Annotated in this window: 14 protein-coding genes; 8 read left to right on the forward strand and 6 right to left on the reverse strand. The window is 57.3% G+C overall.

Annotated features, from left to right (window positions below):
• Positions 1-198: 198 nt before the first annotated feature.
• A complete protein-coding gene (locus tag EC9_RS04405; protein WP_145342697.1) occupies positions 199-1,401 on the forward strand; it encodes an HD-GYP domain-containing protein in 1,203 nt (400 codons plus the stop codon).
• A gap of 71 nt (positions 1,402-1,472) precedes the next feature.
• On the forward strand, positions 1,473-2,249 hold the full coding sequence (locus EC9_RS04410; protein WP_145342698.1) for an SDR family NAD(P)-dependent oxidoreductase: 777 nt from the start codon (positions 1,473-1,475) through the stop codon (positions 2,247-2,249).
• 37 nt (positions 2,250-2,286) lie between these two features.
• Here the strand turns inward: EC9_RS04410 and EC9_RS04415 are convergent, their stop codons facing one another.
• From EC9_RS04415 to EC9_RS04425, 3 genes are all read right to left on the reverse strand, one after another.
• The gene (locus EC9_RS04415; RefSeq protein WP_145342699.1) at positions 2,287-3,330 is read right to left on the reverse strand and encodes a serine/threonine protein kinase; all 1,044 of its coding nucleotides are present in this window, start codon (positions 3,328-3,330) and stop codon (positions 2,287-2,289) included.
• A 114-nt stretch (positions 3,331-3,444) separates the two neighbouring features.
• Positions 3,445-3,756, reverse strand: coding sequence for a 50S ribosomal protein L21 (gene rplU / locus EC9_RS04420; RefSeq protein WP_145342701.1), 312 nt, complete (start codon positions 3,754-3,756; stop codon positions 3,445-3,447).
• Between the two features lie 200 nt (positions 3,757-3,956).
• Positions 3,957-4,544 carry a hypothetical protein gene (locus EC9_RS04425; RefSeq protein ID WP_145342703.1) on the reverse strand — a complete coding sequence of 196 codons (588 nt, stop codon included), beginning with the start codon at positions 4,542-4,544 and terminating at the stop codon, positions 3,957-3,959.
• A 421-nt stretch (positions 4,545-4,965) separates the two neighbouring features.
• On the opposite strand from EC9_RS04425, the gene serC reads away from it, so the two are divergent.
• From serC to EC9_RS04440, 3 genes are all read left to right on the forward strand, one after another.
• On the forward strand, positions 4,966-6,078 hold the full coding sequence (gene serC / locus EC9_RS04430; RefSeq protein ID WP_145342705.1) for a 3-phosphoserine/phosphohydroxythreonine transaminase: 1,113 nt from the start codon (positions 4,966-4,968) through the stop codon (positions 6,076-6,078).
• Positions 6,079-6,245: 167 nt separating this feature from the next.
• On the forward strand, positions 6,246-7,874 hold the full coding sequence (gene serA / locus EC9_RS04435) for a phosphoglycerate dehydrogenase (RefSeq protein WP_145342707.1): 1,629 nt from the start codon (positions 6,246-6,248) through the stop codon (positions 7,872-7,874).
• 410 nt (positions 7,875-8,284) lie between these two features.
• Positions 8,285-8,893, forward strand: a complete 609-nt coding sequence (locus EC9_RS04440; protein ID WP_145342709.1) for an RNA polymerase sigma factor — start codon at positions 8,285-8,287, stop codon at positions 8,891-8,893.
• A gap of 31 nt (positions 8,894-8,924) precedes the next feature.
• Here EC9_RS04440 and EC9_RS04445 read toward each other — a convergent pair whose 3' ends face one another.
• The 3 genes from EC9_RS04445 to EC9_RS04455 all read right to left on the reverse strand — a co-directional run bounded on the left by EC9_RS04445 (position 8,925) and on the right by EC9_RS04455 (position 15,176).
• Positions 8,925-10,226 carry a hypothetical protein gene (locus tag EC9_RS04445; RefSeq protein ID WP_145342711.1) on the reverse strand — a complete coding sequence of 434 codons (1,302 nt, stop codon included), beginning with the start codon at positions 10,224-10,226 and terminating at the stop codon, positions 8,925-8,927.
• 420 nt (positions 10,227-10,646) lie between these two features.
• Positions 10,647-13,841 carry a protein kinase domain-containing protein gene (locus EC9_RS04450; protein ID WP_145342713.1) on the reverse strand — a complete coding sequence of 1,065 codons (3,195 nt, stop codon included), beginning with the start codon at positions 13,839-13,841 and terminating at the stop codon, positions 10,647-10,649.
• Between the two features lie 12 nt (positions 13,842-13,853).
• A complete protein-coding gene (locus EC9_RS04455; RefSeq protein WP_391556711.1) occupies positions 13,854-15,176 on the reverse strand; it encodes an ATP-binding protein in 1,323 nt (440 codons plus the stop codon).
• A gap of 232 nt (positions 15,177-15,408) precedes the next feature.
• Between EC9_RS04455 and EC9_RS04460 the strand changes: the two genes are divergently transcribed.
• The 3 genes from EC9_RS04460 (at position 15,409) to EC9_RS04470 (ending at position 20,701) form a co-directional block, all read left to right on the forward strand.
• Positions 15,409-16,521, forward strand: a complete 1,113-nt coding sequence (locus EC9_RS04460) for an EAL domain-containing protein (RefSeq protein ID WP_246105958.1) — start codon at positions 15,409-15,411, stop codon at positions 16,519-16,521.
• Between the two features lie 557 nt (positions 16,522-17,078).
• Positions 17,079-17,804: a FadR/GntR family transcriptional regulator gene (locus EC9_RS04465; protein WP_145342717.1), complete on the forward strand. Its 726-nt coding sequence runs from the start codon at positions 17,079-17,081 to the stop codon at positions 17,802-17,804.
• A 104-nt stretch (positions 17,805-17,908) separates the two neighbouring features.
• Complete coding sequence (locus tag EC9_RS04470; protein ID WP_145342719.1) at positions 17,909-20,701, forward strand: DUF1553 domain-containing protein; 2,793 nt, start codon at positions 17,909-17,911, stop codon at positions 20,699-20,701.
• Positions 20,702-20,755: the final 54 nt, after the last annotated feature.

Below are 20,755 nucleotides of genomic sequence, written 5' to 3' on the forward strand. Positions count from 1 at the left end.
TGGCGGTTTTTTCGTGGGTGTTACGGTTTGCCCGACCGGCCCAGTCGCTGCATGCGATGCGTCGCAATCGGTATCTTTGTACCTATTTCGGGTAGGGTGGAACTTTCTGCGGTGGAATTCCGAATTCGATCTTAACACGTACTTGATGTTGTTGTCTCAAGTTCGGTCGTTCGATCACCTTGCGATTCGGAAGTCCAAATGCCTCTGGATTTTGGGAAGCTCGACGTCGGCACCGTGCTCAAGGAGTCGCTGTTCAGTGATTCTGGCAAGCTGCTGCTGCGCCGTGGTTCCTATATAAGTGAAGAAGTTTATCGTCGCTTGCGCCGCCGCAGCAGTTCGCGGGCTGTGGCGTCAGCGACGTTGGACACCTACGCCGCGACGCTGCCAGGCACGGACATCTCACGACATGGTTGCAAGCCGTATGACGATCAGGAGGTCCAGCGGTTGCAGGATCGTTTTGTGTCTGCCTCCGGGACGGTGGCCGATTTGGCTGACGCATTCATCCAGCGGAAGCTAGGGGCAGCGACAGAGTTGCGGGACCTGGCAGGCGATTACGTCGACGATATGTCGAGCGATATGGATCAGGTGTTGTCGGCGTTGTGCGAGGTTCCCGAGGATCAGCGTTTGGCTGCCCGATGTGTTCGCATGGGGATGGTCTGTATTGCGATCGGGATAGAGATGGATCTGTCCAAAGATGATTTGGTGGATTTGGGAACCGCCGGCGTTGTGCATGACTGGGGGCTGTTTGGCGAGCCAGCGGAGATGCGCTATATCCATCCGGCGATGACGCTTCGTCAGCGCATTCAATACACGCGGCATCCATTCTACGGATACGATCTGGTGCGGGCGATTTCCAATGTTCCCCAGTCGGTGTCTCAGGCGGTGCTGCAGGCGCACGAGCGGCTCGATGGCAGTGGTTTTCCGAGTGGTTTGCGCGGCAACCAGATCCAACCGTTCGGGCGGATCCTGGCCGTCGCCGATACTTATCTGTCGTTGACTGCGCCGCTTGGTGATCTGCCGGCGGTCGTTCCTTGCGATGCGGTTGCCTATTTGGTCGGCCAGTTGGGGAAGGCGCGATTCGATCCCCGCGTGGTTCGTGGATTTCTGCAATCGATGGCCCAGTTTCCGATTGGCAGTCTGTTGCAGTTGAGCGATTTGCGGCAGGTTAAGGTGCTTCGCGGCAACGGCAAGCAGTATGGGCGACCGATCGTTCAGGATCTGATGAGTTCCGAAATCCTGGATCTCGCCAGGCACGAACTGTATGTGCTTAAGCCGATCCTGCGACACGATCCGTCGGAATATCGGCTGAAGCCTGAATTTCGGCGTTTGATGGATCATCGCGACCTGCCAGAGTATCTTCATTCGGATTGTTTTGTGCGTCCGCAAGCGGTCGATGTATAGTCCGATGCGGTTGGGGCGGTTGGTCGTCCCGCTGCCCTCCCCTGTCTCGATATCTATGGAGTCCCCGGCTGATGGCGTTACCCGGAATTAAACTGTTCGATCTATCAGGTAAGTCGGCGATCGTGACGGGCGGGTCCAAGGGGCTCGGGCAAGCGATGGCGGCTGGTTTGGCGTCGGCTGGTGCTGATGTGATGTTGGTCAGCCGGTCAGCTCAGCAGGCTGCCGATGCTGCGGCGGAGATCGCCGTCCAGTTCGGGCATCAGGCGATGGGGATCGCGGCCGATGTGTCGTGCCCCGACCAGGTGCAATCGATGGTCGATCAAGCGATCGAGCGTTTTGGAAAGATCGATATCTTGATCAACAACGCGGGGATCAATATTCGCGGTAGCATCGAAACGTTGACGCTCGACGAATTTCGTCAGGTGCAATCGATCAACACCGATGCGATGTGGTCGTGTTGCAAGGCGGTGGTGCCGCACATGAAGCGGGCCGGTGCGGGGAAGATCATTAATATGGCCAGCACGTTGGGGTTGGTCGGGCTCGCGAATCGCACGCCTTATGCGACCAGCAAAGGGGCCGTGGTTCAGTTGACTCGCGCGTTGGCGTTGGAGTTGGCGACCGACGGGATTCAGGTTAACGCGATCTGTCCGGGGCCGTTCTTGACGCCGATGAACGTGCCGATTGCCGATACCGAAGAGGGGAAGCAGTTTATCGTCGGTGCGACCGCGCTGAAGCGTTGGGGGCAGTTGGAGGAGATCCAGGGGGCGGCGATCTATCTGGCTAGCGCGGCGTCGAATTATACGGTTGGCAGTCTGTTGGTGGTCGATGGCGGCTGGACGGCTCGGTAGCCGGTGGTCGCGCCGTCGGTTACGCGTTCCAGCCGTGTCAGTTGCTTTGGAAATATAGCAACACGCCGACCATCAGCGTCACAAAGGCGACGATCGCCAGCATCACCGGCAACGACGCTTCGGGGCGTTCTAGGCCGTGGGTGCTGCGTCGAATCCGATCTCGCAGGCGATTTTGTCCGATCCCCAGCGCGGTTTCGGCACCGACGTCCGTTCGTTGCCCTGCTTCGGATTTGGCATTGGCTAGGATTGATTCTTCGACATTGTGTTCCGCCGCGATCTCTAGCATTACGCCTTGCACATGGCGGGCATTGAAGGGGCGTTTTTCGGGATCTTTTTCCAGCAGTTGGGCGATGATCTCATCAAACGCTGCAGGACATCCTGGGATGCGGTCGCGGACCCGTGGCGGAGTGCCGTGAAGGTGGGCTTCGAACAGTTGCATGAAATTGTCGCCGCTGAACGCCTTCTCGCCCGTCAGCATCTCGTACAGACAGCAGCCCAACGCATACAGGTCGACTTTTCCGGTGATGGTGGTTTCACCAGTTATCTGTTCGGGGGCCATGTAGGCGTGGGTGCCGACGGTCATCCCCGCGCCGGTCAAGTCGCTGTTATTGAGGTCGCGTGCGATTCCAAAGTCGCCCAGTTTTACGGTGCCGTCGCTTGTTAGGAAGATGTTTGCTGGTTTGATGTCGCGATGGATCACGCCGTGGTTGTGGGCGTATTGCAAAGCCGAGCAGATCTGGATCGTCAGCGAGACAACCTCTTGCCAGGTGAGGCACTGGCCGCCGTGAAACAGCTCTTTAACCGAGCCGCCGTCGACCAATTCCATCACGTAATACAGTTGGTCGTCGTGTTCGCCACCACCGTAATATTCGATGATGTTTCGGTGTGACATCCGCTGCAAGATTTCCATCTCGCGTTCGAAGCGAGCGCGGATCAGCGGGTCCCGCGAGACAGCGGGGTGCAAGATTTTGACAGCATACCGGGCGCCATCGGCGGGGTCGGTTGCGTCACATATCGTACCGACAGTACCGACACCGATCGTCGTTCCAAGCTGGAGATCTTCCAGCTGAATCTTTTTCATCGGTGGCTCGTTTCACGCTAGGCAACGGGCCGTCGGACTGCAGACCGATGGCCGGGAAGGAGGCCTGTTCCGCACATCGAGGGAACGCGATGTTTCGCCTTGCGGAAAAGACGCTTAGACGTCGATCGATTCAATCCGCACGCGTGTGTACAGTTGGCGATGGCCGGTGCGGCGCTTCGAGTTTTGGCGACGACGAAACTTTTCGACGTAAACCTTTTCACCCTGCTTGGGGCCTAGGACGGAAACCTTGACGCTGGCACCGCTGACCGTTGGCGAACCTAGCTTGAAGCCGTCGTCGGATCCGATAGCGAGGACCTTGGGAAAGTCGAGGCTTTCACCTTGGCCAACGTCACGGTAATCGATATCGATTTCTTGGCCGGGCTCAGCGCGGTATTGCTTGCCACCATCCACGAAAATTGCGTACATCGTAGATTGATTCCTGTGTCTTATTTCGAAAGTGTCTGATTTATATATGCGTAATCGTGCCGTAGTCTGGGCACTTTTGCTGCGTGAGATTGGATGACTATAGACGCTGCGGCGTATTTATTGAAGGGCTAAACGGGATACGTTGCGTGTGATGTTAAGATTTCCCTAACTATCGGGCCGCTGAGCCCGCTTCGTCAGCCTTATTCTGCCGTCACGACGTCCTTAATGACCCATTTATTCTTGGCGTCGTGAGTTTCACGTGCTTCCAAAGTGACCGAAATGGGGTCGGTGATTGTGCCGGAGGTATCGCGAAACCGCAGGGTCCAACGGCGAAGTCCCACTGTTTTGAACGTATTGATCGCCCCGTCAAACTCCCACTCTGGCTTTTTGTCGGCATTTAGCAGCGACTTAACGAGCGGTTGTTCAATAAAATCGCTGAAGACCGGTTCGCCGGGGGGGGCATCTTGACCGTCGTCCGGCGCGGCGGGATTTGCGTAAAAGCTTTCCAAATTGACTGCTTTGTAGCGTCGTTGTTTCTCAGGAAGGGTCATTTCGAAGCAGAATTCCGCCTCGCCCGATTTGAAACAATTCAGCCAATCGGTGGCGAAACGCTTGGCCGAGTTCAGGTGGACCTGTTCGGCAGCGCCGTGGGAGGCGACGGCCCAGCTGCCAAAGAACAGTCCCAGGCCGAGTCCCACACAGGCGAACGTTTTTCCCGCATAGGGTATTCGCGACGGGCGAAGGGCAATCAAAGCGGCAGCAATCGCCAGAATCGGCACGATCCACATGTACGGACCAGCCAACGCAACGACGCTGATCAGTCCCAGCAGCAGCGAAATGATCCCGGAAACCCGCAGCGGATGGCTTTCCAGTTGTTCCGGATCCATCTCGACCGATGAAAAAATAACTTTGGGCGAACCGGATTCCATATCTTGCGACTCTTATTTAGCGATTGGCGATCCCACGCCCCGCGGTTTCGCGGGGGTTGTCGAACATTGAGGCACTACGCAGATTGGCTGTTGGAGGTTCAATTTGCTGGTGCAAAAGAGGCGAAGTCGCGGCCGTTGGTCGGTTTGGGAGAATATCCCTGTCAACCTATGCAGGCGAGCGGTTTGCCAACCTTCCGCAGAAGCATCCGGGGGCGTAAAATTCCCGCCTAGCCCGGTGTGCGACCAGGCAACTCAAGAAAATTAGAAAAGGAACATCACGATGACTGCCCAGGCTGTCCAGGAGCGAATCTATAATTTCTCCCCAGGTCCAGCAACGATGCCGCTGTCGGTATTGCGCGAGGTACAAGAGGAACTGCTTTGCCTCCCGGGGGCTGGTTGCTCCATCATGGAAATGTCGCACCGTGACAAGACGTTCCTCGATATCTTGCATGCTGCCGAGAATGGCATCCGTTCGCTTCTGAACGTTTCGGACGACTATGCGGTTCTGTTCCTGCAAGGCGGGGCGCGGCTGCAATTTTCGATGATCGCGGCAAATCTGTTGCGTGGCCACAGCGGCAAAGCTCAATATCTGGTGACCGGCAGTTGGGGCAAAAAGGCGCTCGAGGAAGCTGTCAAAGAAGGTCCGACCGAGGTGATTTGGGACGGCAAGTCGTGCAATTACAACGACATCCCCAAGTCTGGTGACTATTCGGTCGATCCATCGGCAGCGTATCTGTATTACTGCAGCAACGAAACGATCCAGGGAGTTCAGTTCCAAGACGAACCGATCGCTCCGGCTGGCGTTCCGTTGGTCTGCGATTCGTCGAGCGATTTTCTGTGTCGTCCGGTCGACATCGAAAAATATGGCATCATGTACGCGTGTGCTCAAAAGAACGCCGGTCCTGCGGGTGTCAGCGTGACCGTGATCCGCAAGGATCTGTTGGAACGAGGGCAAGCGGATCTGCCCGGGTACATGAATTACAAGAACCATGCCGACAACGATTCGGAATGGAACACGCCACCAACGTTTGCAATCTACGTCCTCGGCAAAGTCTTGAATTGGTTGCGCGACGACATCGGCGGCCTGCAAGCGATGCAAGATCTGAACCGCGAGAAGGCGGCGCTGTTGTACGATGTGATCGATCAGCACCCCGAGTTCTACATCGGGCATTCGGTTCCAGATTGTCGTTCGTTGATGAACGTCACCTACAAGCTTCCTAGCGACGAATTGCAGTCGGCGTTTTTGGCTCAAGCGGCAAAGCACAACTTGAGCAGCCTGAAAGGGCATCGCAGCGTCGGCGGGATCCGTGCCAGCATCTACAACGCGATGCCTCGTGAGGGCGTTGCGGCATTGGCCGATTTTATGAAAGATTTTGTGGCCCAGAACGGTTGATGCAGCGGCCCGCCCCGTCGCGGGCTGCCGTCTTCCAAGGATCACAGGTCACTGAGCATCGCGATCGGTGATCCTTTGGGAATCGTTTGAATCGGGGATTCCGTGGGCTCCCCGATCGTTGATTATTTCACCCCCCATCGCAGTCATTTTCACAAACGACCTAAATCATGCACCGAATCATCGTTCTCGACAACATTGCTCAAGAAGGCCTGGATATTTTGGATGCCGAGTCAGGCGTCGAATATGACGTCCGCATCGGACTCAAGGGCGAAGAACTACGCCAGGCCCTGTCGGAATACGATGGCGCGATCCTCCGCAGCGGAGTGAAGATCACGCCCGAATCGGTCGCGGGCAACACGCGTCTGAAGGCGATCGTGCGGGCGGGTGTCGGTACCGACAACATCGATAAACCGGCAGCGACGCGGCAAGGGATTGTCGTGATGAACACGCCGACCGGAAATACGGTCAGCACGGCCGAGCACGCTTTTGCCCTGATGATGGCGTTGTCGCGGAACATCGCTCCGGCAAACCAGAGCCTGGTCGAAGGACGCTGGGATCGGAAGCTGTACATGGGTAACCAGATGGCTGGCAAGACGCTGGGTATCGTCGGTATGGGGCGGATCGGTCGCGAAGTCGCTTCGCGAGCCAAAGCATTCGAGATGCGTGTCGTCGGATACGACCCGTTCTTGACCGAAGAGCAAGCGGCAAAGTTGGGGATCGAATATGCCGCGACGGTCGACGATCTGTTGCCGCAAATCGATTACCTGACCGTTCACACTCCGCTGACTCCCGAAACGACCAACTTGGTCAGCAAGGCGAACCTGGACAAACTGAAGCCGGGCGTGCGGTTGGTCAACGCCGCTCGCGGTGGAATTTATGAAGAGGACGCGTTGATCGAAGGACTCGACAGCGGCAAGATCGGCGGAGTGGCGTTGGACGTTTATCCCAGCGAACCATGCACCGACAGCCCGCTGTTTGGACGCCCCAACGTGGTCTGCACACCGCACTTGGGCGCCAGCACCGAAGAAGCTCAGACGCAGGTTGCTGTCGAAGGCATTCATCTGTTGATCAACTTTTTGAAGACCGGCGAGATCCGGCACGCGGTGAACGTTGCGGCGTTAGACCCCAAGACGTTGGCCGAAATGAAGGGCTTCTTGAATGTCGCTCATCGCTTGGGCGTGTTGTTGGCCCAGTGGCACGGCAGCGGAATCTCCTCGGTCAGCCTGAACTATCGCGGCGAGATCGCTTCGAAAAGCACGCAACTGTTGACCAGCGCTTTCTGTGCCGGTCTGTTGGAGAATGCGTTGGAAGAAGAGGTCAACGTGATCAACGCCGAGGTTCTGTTGCGCGATCGTGGGATCGATCTGGTCGCACAGCAACACCATGACATGGGAGCGTTTGCATCGTCGATGACGGTGGAAGTTTCTGGAGCCGAGCGGACCGTCAAGGCTTCCGGAGCGCTGTTGGGTCATAACATGCCGCGATTGGTGATGTTGGACGATCATCGTCTGGAAAGCTATCTCGATGGCAAGCTGCTGGTCTTTACGCATGCAGATGTCCCTGGAATCATCGGTCGCGTGGGGACCGTCTTTGGTCAGCACAACGTCAACATTGGTCAGATGGCTGTCGGGCGTGCTGGCGGTAAGCCGGGCGGACGCGCTGTGGGAGTGTTGAATCTCGATGGCGTGCCATCGCAGGCGGCATTGGACGAAGTGCAAGCGATCGAAGCGATCGATCATGTTTGCGTGATCGAATTGCCACCAGCGGACCAATTGCCAGCTTGGCTGCAAGCGTAAGCGGATCGCGACGCAGGCTGTTGGGCATCGCGCCGCGATCCATCGAAAGACTCGGCTTGGCTGGGGCGGAGATCGCGGGGCGGCAATGAACTTCGAATGAATTCGTTGTTGCGTCCCCTCTGCCAGCTGTATATTGAACGTGGTGTGAGTCGGTAGCTCGCGCCGGGATCCTCGATTGCAAGTAGTTGGCGGTTCCCCCGTTGCTTCCAACGCTGGCGGGCAGGCGATGGGGGGATGTTGGCAGTGTTTCGATTTGAGGTATCAGCCGACAAGCTGCTAGCGTCCGGTTTCCTTGGTCAACGCCGCGGTAGCGCGTGCCGGTTAACTCGCCTAAGCACAAACGCTGCATTGCCCTGGGATGTTGTCATGAAGTGCGAAATGGATCACTTGCCTGCGTAAGGAGCCAGACGATGGACGATCACGATTCGGTCGATCTATTTGCTCGTGTTCGCGATGGGGAAACCGAAGCCCAGTTCGAACTCTTCGATCATTATGTCGTCCGTTTGTTGGGGCTTGTTCGCAAGCGAATCTCGCCCCAGTTTGCTCGCCGCATCGAGGCCGAGGACGTGGTTCAGTCGGCCTATCGGAGCTTCTTTTCGGGCGTTGAGAACGAGCGTTTTGTGCTGCAAAACAGTGGCGATCTGTGGCGTTTGTTGGCAGCGATCACGATGCACAAACTGCATCGGCAACTGCAACGCAACCAAGCGGCGAAACGCTCGGTAAAACGCGAGCAGAGCGTTCCGCTGCAGCTGGGAGATTCCAGTTGTTCGTTTTTGGTCGACGCGATCGCCAGCGGACCGACCCCCGATGACGAAGTCGCGCTCAGCGAAGAGATCGGGTTGTTGATGGATTCTTTCGACGCCAATCAACAGACGATGTTCGAACTGCGGTTGGCGGGGGCGACGATCGATGAGATCGCGGATCAGGTGCAATGTTCCGAGAGAACCGTCCGCCGCTTCTTCGACCAAAAGGTCAAACCGATGCTGGAATCGCGGTTCGGTTTGCATCAGGCATCGTGATGCAACGGCGCTATGCAGTCGGCGGCGTGCTTTAGTCTTGGGATCGCATCGTGACGCGCGGCACCATCGGTGAATTCATGTAGGGCGGTTGGGCTGGCGGCGAGGGAAGCAGGTCGAGCACCAAGTTGTTTGTTTCGCCAGCAAACACCGGCTTGGAATATTCGGGAGCTACAAGTTGTTTGGGGATGCTGATCCCCAACGGTTGCGGCGTGCTCAGCAAGGCGATCGGATGATTCGCTTGGAGCGCCAAAATGCCAGGTTGTAGGTTGCGGTTTTGAGCTTCGCAGGCACCGATGAATTGCCAGCCCGCGTCGTCCATCGCAAACCGAAATTGCATCAGGTCGAACGGGTGCGACGGGCGATTGTTGGCGACCAACGATTGCACGCCCAACAAGGCGTTGGCCGATTGCAGCAGGGAGTCGCCGATCTGCCCGTTGCGGACCGTCATTCCGCCGGCGATGCCGACCAACAGCCCTTCTTCGATTCGGCACTTCCCCAGCCAAACGTCGGCCGTGCCGGTTAATTTGTGGGCCAAGTTGTCGAACACGCGACTGACTTCGATTCCTGTGATCGATGAGCCGCCGAGGTCGACGTTCCAGCCATCGCGGCTCAGACGACAACTGATCGGCCCGTTGAATTCACATGAGTTGCCAAGTTTTGGCAGCTGAGGGAAATAGTCCGAGAGGAGTGAATAAGGGAGCGGAGTTCCGCCGGTGTGCATTTTCCAAGCGGTCTCGGGAAACCGGCGGCTGCGGTCGCGCGTGATCGAGATCGTTGCTGGGGATGGCATTTCGCGCCCCGCGATCTTGAACTGCATGATCGTCTCGTTGGCATAATCGTGCGGCTGAACATACGCTTGCAGATCGGTCAACGTGATCCCGCCACCGGTGCTCAGGATGCTCAAGTCGTCCGCAGCGATTCGGACCGGGTGGGTCGTCAGTTCGGGGTGGCACAGAAAGCGATCGTGCAACAGATGCCAGGCGTGCGGCAGTTGCGATGCGCGGACTTCGGGTTGGGCCAGACGCAGCGCCAGGCGGCCGTCGCGAGTCGTGAATTGAACCACGCGGATGCTGCCGATATCGGCTCCCGTTTCCGGATCGGTGACGTTCACCCGTTCCAACTGCATCGCGCCGGGGGCCAGTACTTTCATCTGGCCGATCTCGAAACGCAAGCCGAAGCGATCGCAGAGTTCGGTTTCCAGACGCTCGCGACGCCAGTTGTCGAACCAGGGCGTGTTGCGAACCAGCACGGTCGATACCGTCAGCAGTGTGGGGAGCGCACAGGCGACCACAAACACCAATTGACAGATCTGTCGTCGAGTTCTTTCGTGCATCCTTGCACCGATCGGTTGATTGACCCCCGCCCATGGAACCGCCCAAAATTTGGGGCTCCACGTTCGCAACGCAGCGAGCGCAATCGTAGTGGTTGATCGAGAATGATGGTAGAGCGAACGAGCTGGCGCAATCGCGAAAAGGATCGGTTTCTAATCGGTTTGCTGGCAGCGCCGCCGATCGATCCCCTTTACCAATTTCCGATTGCATCGCTTGTTCAAGCAAGCGGATCGCAGTCGAAATGGTTTGCTAGCGTCCGGCGGTTCCGATCGGAAACCGCGGATTGGTGCATCCGTCGGTGACGGTTGCCAGCAAGCCGCATGTGGATTTGCTAGCAATCGAAGTTCGACTTTCGCCCACTTTTCGCCGTTGGTAACACGCGTGGGGCGAGGGTGATATTCGTCTTCGCGGCATGCGTTGTCTTAGCCGCCAAAGGTCATCGACTTGGCTGTCGAATTGCTCTCCGTTGGCTCGGACCACTGGATATCGCAGCGGCTCATCAGACGACCGGCGATCGTGAGATCGGCCCCTAGGCTGCCGACCAGGTTTCCGAGGATCGAAGCGACCGGAATCTCCGAAGCTTCGTGCAGGATCATCGTCTTGGCATTGGGGGCAACCACTGTTGTGATCTCGCCGCCGACAGCCGCTTCGATCGCTGGCTTAAGCGAATTGAGTTGCCGTTTGTCGTCGCCGACCAACAGCACGCGTTGGCGTCCACCAAACCGCAGCAGCTTGGGGTACGCTTGTTTGAGGGCTGCGGCGATGTGCGTATTCAATTCCTCTGCCGATACGATTCCCGATCCGCTGGTATCGTTCAACATTTCGTTGGATGTTGCCGCGGCGGTCGCCAACATTTGGTCGAGAACGTCGCCGATTTTTGCAGGGCGAGCTGCTGGCGTTGGGGTGAGGCAACGGTACAGCAATTTGTCGGCGAACTGATCGTGCAACGCGGTCGCAACGATCGGTTGGATCTTCCGTTCGGTCATGTTCGACGACGCGCCGCTGGGCAATTCGAGCCCCAGTAGCAATTGATGCAGATCGGCGAGTTCGTTGGCATGTGCCAGCAGTTCTTGCTCGATGCGTTTGACTTGGTCGCCGATGTTCTCGAACAGGATGCCGTTCGGCTTTTGCAGGTCGGCTCGCATCAGATCGATCATGGCACCGGAGATCTCCGACAGATCGATTTGTTTGACTCGAGTCGACGTTAGATCGCTCATCATGCGATGCAACGTTTCGTTGGCCCGTTCGATCAAGCCGATGATTTCGCGTTCGTTATCTTGGGCGTAGGCAAAACACTGCTTGGTGATGGCTCGTAGAAGGCCAACGGCTTGAAACAGGTCCAGTTTCTGGTCGCGCAGTTTCTTTCGCAACAGTTGCATCAGCGATGCAATCGCCCCGTTTCCGAGCTGCGGTAGGTCTTGAGTCAATTCCGTCGCTTCGGCCGCCAGTGCCAACAACGGTTGCGCTTTCACGCGTCCTAAGATCACTGCATCTTTGCTGATCGGGCTCGACGGATCGCGTCGCGTTTGCAAATCGGTAGCGATCGATTGTTCCAGTTCTCGCCGCCAGCAATCGGGATGCTGGTGCAAGATCTCTTCGATCTGTTGGTTTGCCCACTGTGTTGGCGAGACCCCGATCTGGTCGAGGATGGCGGTCACGTCGTGTCGCAGGTTGGCGTGTTGAGTCTTTGGGTCGCCCATCCAGCCGCGGATGACTTGATCGATCGAACGCTTTGTCAGGCCTTCGATGTCGATCGACGGTCGGACTTGCAACGGTGCTGCGCCAAAACTGCGGAGCGTCGCTTGGGTGCGATTGGCGTTGTCGACTTCTGGGCGTTGGCGAGCTTGATCCATCAACGCGGGGGCGACAAAGGCATCGTTCCACAGATAATCCGACAGCAATTGGATGCCATCTTGATCCTTCGATGGAGCGGCGACATAGGCGGCTGGCAGAGGAGTTCTCGCGGCGGGAACGGAGGCCAACGTGTTGGCGCGATCCTCGGGATAGCCTTTGTTGGGTTGCAGGAAGTAATGCATTTCGCTGAGCGCCGCATGCGTCGATGCGATCGACAATGGGGCGGCGTTGGCGACGTTTTCAGGGACCGACGCCAGCATCAGCGGTCGGACTTCAACGTCGGCAAGGTTGTGTTCGTCCAACAGGCTGCGAATCATGAACGTGACGTCCAGGAACATTCCGCTAGCCGTGCCACCCAACAGCGATCCGGCGACATAAATTCGCGGCTTCAGCTTGCCCGATGGATCGACTGACAGTTCGGAGATCGCCTGGGTGAGCATCCGTTTCAGATGGCTCGCATGATCGATCAACGCCAGTCGTCCCAGCGGTCGTAAACCCTCGGTGCGTCGTGTTTTGGGAACGTTGTAGATCCATCGACGGCTGATCGAAGTAAATCGTTCGCCGTGTGAATCGCGATAGTCGTGCGGACTTTTCAGAGGGAAACAAGCGCGTTGGACGTTGCAGATCAAGTTGTTGGAGATCTCGAACTCGCGAAATCGGTACAACTCCGCATCGTCGGTGTCGATCAACAATCCTTGTAGATTGCAATCGCTGCCATTGGTTTGCGATTGCTTCAAGCACAATTGCTCCATCACGCTGCGGCCGACGCCACCGAGCCCGACGACAAACGCTTGGCTGGTTGCGATTTCGGATAATTCCTTCGAATCGATCCGCGGTAGGTTGTCGACGGCAGGACGGTTGCTGGCCGGCAGACATTCGCTCTGATCGCCGAATCGCTGCGTTGTCCCATCGATAGGGTTGGCTTGGGTTGGGATCGCGACCGGGCGTTCGTTGGATTGCTTTAAGCGATTCACCAAATCTTGACAGCTGGCAAATCGCCGGTTGGGATCCTTCTCCAACGCGCGTGCGATCACGGGCCGGTCGGCCGGCGGCAGCGATTCCAGGTTCGGTGCGCTGTGGACATGTTGGGTCGCCAGTTGAGCGATCGTTCGCCCTGCAAAGGGACGGTGCCCGGTCAACAGTTCTTGGTACATGACCGCCAGCGAGTATTGATCGCTGTTGTGGTGTGGCCGACCATCGAAGACTTCCGGGGCGGCGTAGATCGGCGTCAGCCCACCGACCATCGAACATTCGACGTCGCCGAGGTCCTTTAAGAGGCCAAAGTCGCCAACCTTGACGTGCCCGCCAACGATCAACAAATTGCCCGGTTTGACGTCCAGGTGTTGCAACTGGAATTCATCGTGCAGGTAATCGAGTCCGTCGGCGGCGTCGTGCAGATAGCCCAGGAGGTCGGACTTGGGGATCCCACACGATCCACGCTCACGATGTTTGTTGTAGATGTCCTCCAGACTGCCGCTAGCCAGTTCGGTGATGATGATCAATTGACCGTTTACGATCTCGAAACGTTCCAGCGACAACAGGAAGGGATGGTTGACCCCTTTGATGCGATTCAACGAGCGCAGTTCTCGCGAGCCCCGTTCGCTGTCGTGCGAACCGAATACGAACTTGATCGCCTTTTCCATCCCGCCGGGCGCTTCGGCGCTCCAGACTTCGCCGTAGCCACCAGCACCCAGTTTGCGCAAGACTTTGTAGCCAGCGATGGTTTCCGTGCCCGACTCGATTTTTAATGCTGAAATTGTCATTTTGCCCACTCTCTATAGTTCGCTGAAGTAGCTCTTACATGCTTGGTCCAAGAAGTCGGGTCTCAGCTGAGGTGGGATCTTCTTGTACTTACAGAAATTGTTCACTTGGGTCAGGATGTCGCGCGGCTGGCATCGCCGCAGCGATCGGCCGCTCTGTTCGTAGAACCGCAGCAGATGCTCGGCAGCCCCTTTGACCTGCGGGAATCCCATCTTCTCGACGTTGTGGTTGAAGATTCGAGTGAATTCCTTGGGGTCGGGGTCGTCGACCATGATCTTGTAAGGCACGCGTCGCAGGAACGCTTCGTCGACTAATTGGTCGGGGTTCAGGTTTGTCGAAAAGATGATCAACTGTTCAAACGGAATTTCGATCTTCTTGCCCGAAGGGAGGGTCAGGAAATCGATCCGGTTTTCCAGCGGAATGATCCAACGATTCAACAGCTCTTCAGGCTGAATTCGTTGGCGACCAAAGTCGTCGATCAACAGGCATCCGCAATTGCTTTTTAGTTGCAGCGGTGCTTCACAGGTGTTCGATCGAGGGTCGTGGCGAACCTCCAAATTCTCCATCACTAATTCACCGCCAACGATGACGGTAGGACGCTGGATCCGCACCCAACGACGATCCCATTGTTGGGCTTTGATGATTCCGTCGCCCGATTCGGGGATCGGCATCGGCCGATGAAAAGCATCGTCTTGGACTTTGATCAAATTGCCATCATCGAGGATCGAATGAGGGATCCAGATCTCTTGTCCCAGGCATTGTGTCAGGCAACGCGCGATCGTGGTCTTCCCGTTACCCGGTGGTCCAAACAGAAACAGACCGCTGTTGCTGTTGATCGCGGGTCCCAGTTGGTCCAACAGTTCGTTGTTGTGCGAGATGCTTGAAAGTGCCGAACGGAGGTCGTCGTAACCGATCGGGTCGAGCCCCGCCGCTTGCGCCTCGACGCTTAAAACGTAATCGCTCAACGGAACGGGAGCTGGCCCGGTGTAGGCACAATGGCTCATGTGCGTCTGGGCCCGCTTTTGTCCGTTTTCGGACAATGAATAATAGTAGTCGTTGAAGGCTGCCGGGCGGACGTGGGTGATCAGTTGACGCGTACGTTGGGCTTCGAGCAGTGGTTCGACGACACCAAACGGAATCCCTGTTCGTTCGGCCATCGCGCGACCGCTGAGTGTGCCAGTCGATAGGAAGATCTTTAATATCAACGCGTCGATATACGATTCCGAGAGACCGGTTTCGTGGAGATTTCGCGGTTCGGTCGGCCAGAAGGTATCACCACCTAACAGGCCGGACAACAGCGCGGAATCGATGCTAAGCGTTTGGTTCAGTACAGTCACTAGGGTCACCAAGCGAGGGTCGAGCGATGCTGGATTGCAGACGTTACGCTGAAATCTAGCTCGCTAGTTCAGCGAGGGAAGTGAGAACAGACAAACTAGCAAAAAAGATGGTGTGTTCTGTTCAGTGCCCTGTTTTGCGTTCTAAACTTCGGAAGTTCACAGAACATACGAGTTCCGGAATGGACAAACCGTCTTCTTGCGGATTGCACTGAATATGACAATGGCTCCAAACATGAACGCACCCAATAAACTGTCCGGCGAGATCGGCAGTGATGTGTGGTTTCTCAGCGGTCCGACTCGGCCCGGTGATGTTTCTCGATACATTCCGGTCGAGGAAGAACCCTTTGTGGTTGGACGCAAGGCAAATGTAAATCTGACTTTGGGATACAACACCGTCAGCAGTGCGCATGCCAGTTTGTGGACCGAAGAGGGCCAGTTGTGGTTGCAAGACCTAGGGAGCACCAATGGCACATTTGTTAATGGTCAACGGATCTCACAACCGGTACGACTGGGAGAAGAGGATCTCGTTCATTTCGCCGAAGCGTTGTTTCGCATCCGCCGCCAAAGCGTGGGGGCATCGATGTCGGGGACGATCCCGCAGAATGTTTGCGATCAGGCGTTGGCGCTGGTGCAGTTCGATCGTTTGATGAGCGAACGGTTGGTTGTTCCTCATTTTCAGCCGATCGTGCAAATGGCTGACAGTGAAATGCTGGGGTTCGAAATTCTGGGCCGTGGCCGGGTCTTCGGGCTCGAGTCGGTCGGTGCGATGTTTGAAGCGGCTTCCCAGTTGAATTTGGAAGTCGATCTCAGCCAGATGTTGCGTTGGGAAGGAGTTCGCGTTGGACGCAGTCTGCCCCAATGTCCGGTGTTGTTTGTCAACACGCACCCGGCGGAATTGGCAAACGATGGGTTGGAGGCTTCGTTGGAACAGCTTCGCGACATGGCCGGTAGCACTCGATTGGTCCTCGAAATCCATGAATCGGCGGTCACCAATCCCGAACTGCTCAGCCTGCTGCAGACAAAATTGCAGTCCTTGGGGATAGGGCTCGCCTACGACGACTTCGGTGCCGGGCAAGCGCGGCTCAGCGAATTGGTCCAGGCGCGTCCGGAATTCGTCAAATTCGATATGTCCCTGATCCGTGGCATCGATACCGCTAGCCCCGAGCGTCAACGAATGCTGGAGGCCCTGGTTAAGATGGTTCGCGAACTCGACATCCAAGCACTTGCGGAAGGGATTGAAAGCAAAGCCGAAGCGGAGTTCTGTCAAAGCATTGGATTTGATCTGGCACAAGGCTACTACTTCGGCCGTCCCGTCCCTATCGAATCGGCAACCGATCGCATCTGAGATCCGAACCTTCATCGTTCACTGGCCAAGTCGCTTGCTGCGGACCAAGGATGAGTTCGGTTCGCAACTCGCTTGACCATGCAATCCCGTTGAGATCTTGCGTCCGATCTCCGGCGAAACCACGCCCAAACGCGGTTTCTTGAAGGTTTCCGCCCATCTCGCTTTTCGAGCGAGATTCATTTTCTGCAGCTTGGGATCCACCCGGAACGAGCTTGTGACGCCGTGCCGCCGGGGCCATCATGCCGCGGACAATCCACGGAGATGCTCAGTCCAATCCCTCTGTTTCATGCCGTTAAATGAACGGCAGGACGCTCGCTGCCCATTCCCTCGCAAACTACTGAAGGTAGAGGTAAGTAGCCAAAAGGTGGGGCTCGCATGTTTACCTCGGCTGTTTCGGCGTCTATTATGTCTGACAAGCAGTGCGTTGAAGTCTTTGGCTTGGCGGGAGGGTTTCTAGCCCGTCCAGTTGCGAAGTGTTAGGATTCACGCCTCAAAGGTCTGCGAGCGGCAGTGCGCCGTTCGAACCCTAATCACTTGTCTCGTATAAGGAATCGATCGTGCAATTGACCCCCGTGCCGCGGCGTTCTTCCGTCGATGAAGTGGTCGAGCGGATCCGACATGAAATCGAGTCCAAAGGGCTCACGTCGGGCGATCGGTTGCCCGGTGAAATGGAGCTGATCAAACAACTGGAAGTTAGCCGACCGGTGCTCCGCGAAGCGCTGGCTCGCCTGCGAGGGCTGGGGCTAGTCGAGATCCAACGTGGCAACGGCACTTTTGTCGCCGAGACCGATTCGTTGACCAGTTGCGTGCGGATGTTGCGGTCGGCCGTCACGATCTCGCCCCGCGAACTGCTCTCCTACACCGAACTGCGAACGGCGATTGAGGTCCAGGCCGTCCGTCAAGCCGCTCAACGTGGCACGGCGGAGGACGTCGCGGAGCTTCGAGCCATCCTGGAGCGATTGGTCAACGTCGATCTTCCATGCGAAAAGTCGCTCGAATTGGACTTCCGCTTCCATCGTCGACTCCTCCAAGCGGCGGACAATGTGTTGATGCAGAACATCATGGAAGTGATCTATGAGTTTGTGTTGACACAGATGGCACAAACGACACCTTCCCCTGCCGACAACGCATTGGGACACAAGTTGCATATCGAGATCGTCGACGCAATCGAAGCTCGAGATCCCGATGCCGCCGAATTGGCGATGCGACAGCACATGGAAATTGTCCTTCAACGTTTGACAGCGATGGTCGATGCCGTCGAGACGGAACCAAAAGAAGCTTGATCGTTTTGAGCGATCGACTTCACAGATGAAACGCTACGGAGAACCCTTGCCCCAGGATTCTCCCACCGCTGCGCGTTCTCCAAGATACATGAAGAGGCTGGATCATGATTCGTGGGAAAGAGTCGGTTTACAGCATTCGTTTCTATCCTGCGAAGTTCATCTCGCTGAAGAACCTTTTGCTTGTCGCGGTGTCGCTAGTCGCAACGGCATCGCCTGTGCGAGCTGTCGATTTTGAGAACCAGATCCTGCCGATCTTGCAAGAACATTGCATCGATTGCCATGGTCCCGATGCTGCCGAATCGGATCTCCGGCTCGATAGTTTGCTCACCGCACTGCGAGGTGGTGATTCGGGCGAAGCCGCGATCGTGCCGGGAGACAGCAAACGCAGCGATCTGATCCACCGTCTGACCAGCGACGACGCGGCCCACCAAATGCCTCCCGACGGCGACCGCTTGCCGCCTGCACAAGTTGAGCTGTTCAAGGCATGGATCGATGATGCCGAGTTATGGCAGCCGGCAAAGGCGGAACTGGCCAAACAGACGATCGATCATTGGTCGTTTCAGCCGTTGCAACGGCCAACGGTTCCCAACGGCTCCGATTCGCAAGCTCATGCGGTCGATGCCTCTCTCGATGCAAAGCTCTCAGCGGCGGGGCTGTCGCAGTCTCCCACCGCGCCCCGTCGACGGCTGGTTCGCCGCGCTTATCAAGTGCTGCACGGACTGCCTCCAACGCCGCAACAAGTCGATGCGTTTGTCGGCGACACTCGCGACAACGCCTGGGAATTGCTGGTGGAAGAGCTACTGGCCAGTCCGCGATATGGTGAGGCGATGGCGACGCAGTGGCTGGACCTGGTCCGGTTCGGCGAGACGCATGGCTTTGAAACCAATCGCGAACGCCCGAACGCTTGGTACTACCGAGACTGGGTGGTCGACGCGTTTAACGCCGACCAGCCCTACGACGATTTCGTTCGCCAGCAGATCGCGGGCGATGCCCTTGGCGCCGATGTGGCGACGGGGTTTCTGGTCGGCGGTCCGTATGATCTGGTCAAAGGAGCCGACCCGTTGTTGCGGCTGACGCAGCGGCAGGACGAACTGGCTGACATCGTCAACACGACGGGAACCGCTTTCCTGGGGCTGTCGCTAGGTTGTGCGCGATGCCACAACCACAAGTTCGATCCGGTTTCTCAGACCGATTATTACGCGATGCAGGCGGTCTTTTCGGGAGTCAACCACGCCGAACGGGCATTGCCTTTACGTGACGACGCGCGGAAGCAACTGGAAGAAATCGATCGCCAGATCGCCGACGCTCGCCAGCATTTGTCTCCCTTCGTCGCCAAGGATGTATCACGGCCAGCGGTCGACGCCAAGGGAAACGTGGAGCAGTTGGAGCCGGTCGACGCGCGATTCGTTCGCTTCACGATTCTGGCAACGAACCAGTCGCAGCCCTGCATTGATGAGTTGGAAATCTTTAGCGGCGATCAAAACGTAGCCCTTGCCAGTGGCGGCGCGATCGCGACGTCCAATGGCGACTTTGTCCATCCGCTTCATAAGTTGGAGCACATCAACGACGGACGGTTTGGCAACGCCCGCAGTTGGATCGCCGCCAAAGCGTCCGGCGGTTGGGTGCAAATCGAACTTCCCAAAACCCAATCGATCGACCGGATCCAATGGGCTCGTGATTCGGAAGGAAGGTATCGCGACCGCTTGGCGACCGAATATCGAATCGAGATCTCGATCGATGGCGATGCCTGGACGGAAGTTGCCAACGGAGCGGATCGGTTGCCGCATGGCGATTCCAGCGCGACGCCGATCCGCTACGACTTCGCCCACGCAACCGAGGCCGAAGCCGAGATGGGCCGCCAGCAATTGCAGCGGTTGGAAGAACTCAATTCGCTGCGTGAATCGCTCTTAAAGACGCCGACCGTTTACGCCGGAACGTTCAGCCAGCCCGCACCGACGCACCGGCTCAACCGTGGCGAAATCGGATCGCCTCGCGAACAGGTCGCTCCCGCGGCGATCCGCTCGCTGACCGATTTATCGCTCGCCAGCGACACGCCCGAACAACAGCGACGTGTGGCGATCGCAAACTGGATCGCATCGGCCGACAATCCGTTGACCGCCCGCGTCTTTGTGAATCGGATTTGGCAGTTCCACTTCGGCACCGGGATCGTCGACACGCCCAGCGACTTCGGCGGCAACGGCACTCCGCCAACCCATCCCGAACTGCTCGATTGGCTCGCTGCTGAATTGATCGACAGCGGGTGGTCGACCAAACACATCCACCGCCTGATCTTGACCTCCAAGGCTTGGCAGCAGGATAGCCTGCCTCGCGACCAAGGTCTGGCGGTCGATGCGAGCAGCCGATTGCTGTGGCGATTCCCGCCGCGACGCCTGTCGGCCGAAGCGATCCGCGACAGTATCTTGTCGGTCACCGGCAAGTTGGATCTGAAGCAAGGTGGCCCCGGATTTAGCGCGTTCGAAATCGAACCCGAAAACGTGCGACACTACTTCCCCAAAAAGGACTTTGGTCCAGCCGATTGGCGGCGGATGGTCTACATGACGCGCGTTCGTCAGGAACGCGATGCCGTCTTTGGCGTCTTCGATTGCCCCGACTTCAATCAAGTCGTGCCACAACGCAATCGATCGACGACACCGCTGCAGGCTCTGAATCTTTTGAACAGCCGGTTCGTTTTGCAGCAGGCTGACTTCCTGGTCCAGCGACTCGAGAGCGAGGCGAGCGATCCGGCGGCGAAAGTCGCCCTGGCCTATCAGCTCTGTTTCTCGCGGCTCCCCGATGCGGAAGAGTCGACTGCGGCGCTCGCCTTTGTCCAGCAAAACGATTGGCAACAGTTCGCTCGAGCGATCTTGAACGCCAACGAATTTGTCTTCGTCCCCTAGATCGGAACCGCTCGCAAGAGCTCCCGCGTCGGGTCGGCTGGACCGACCGCAGGC

The organism is Rosistilla ulvae (genome assembly GCF_007741475.1).
GTDB lineage: Bacteria > Planctomycetota > Planctomycetia > Pirellulales > Pirellulaceae > Rosistilla > Rosistilla ulvae.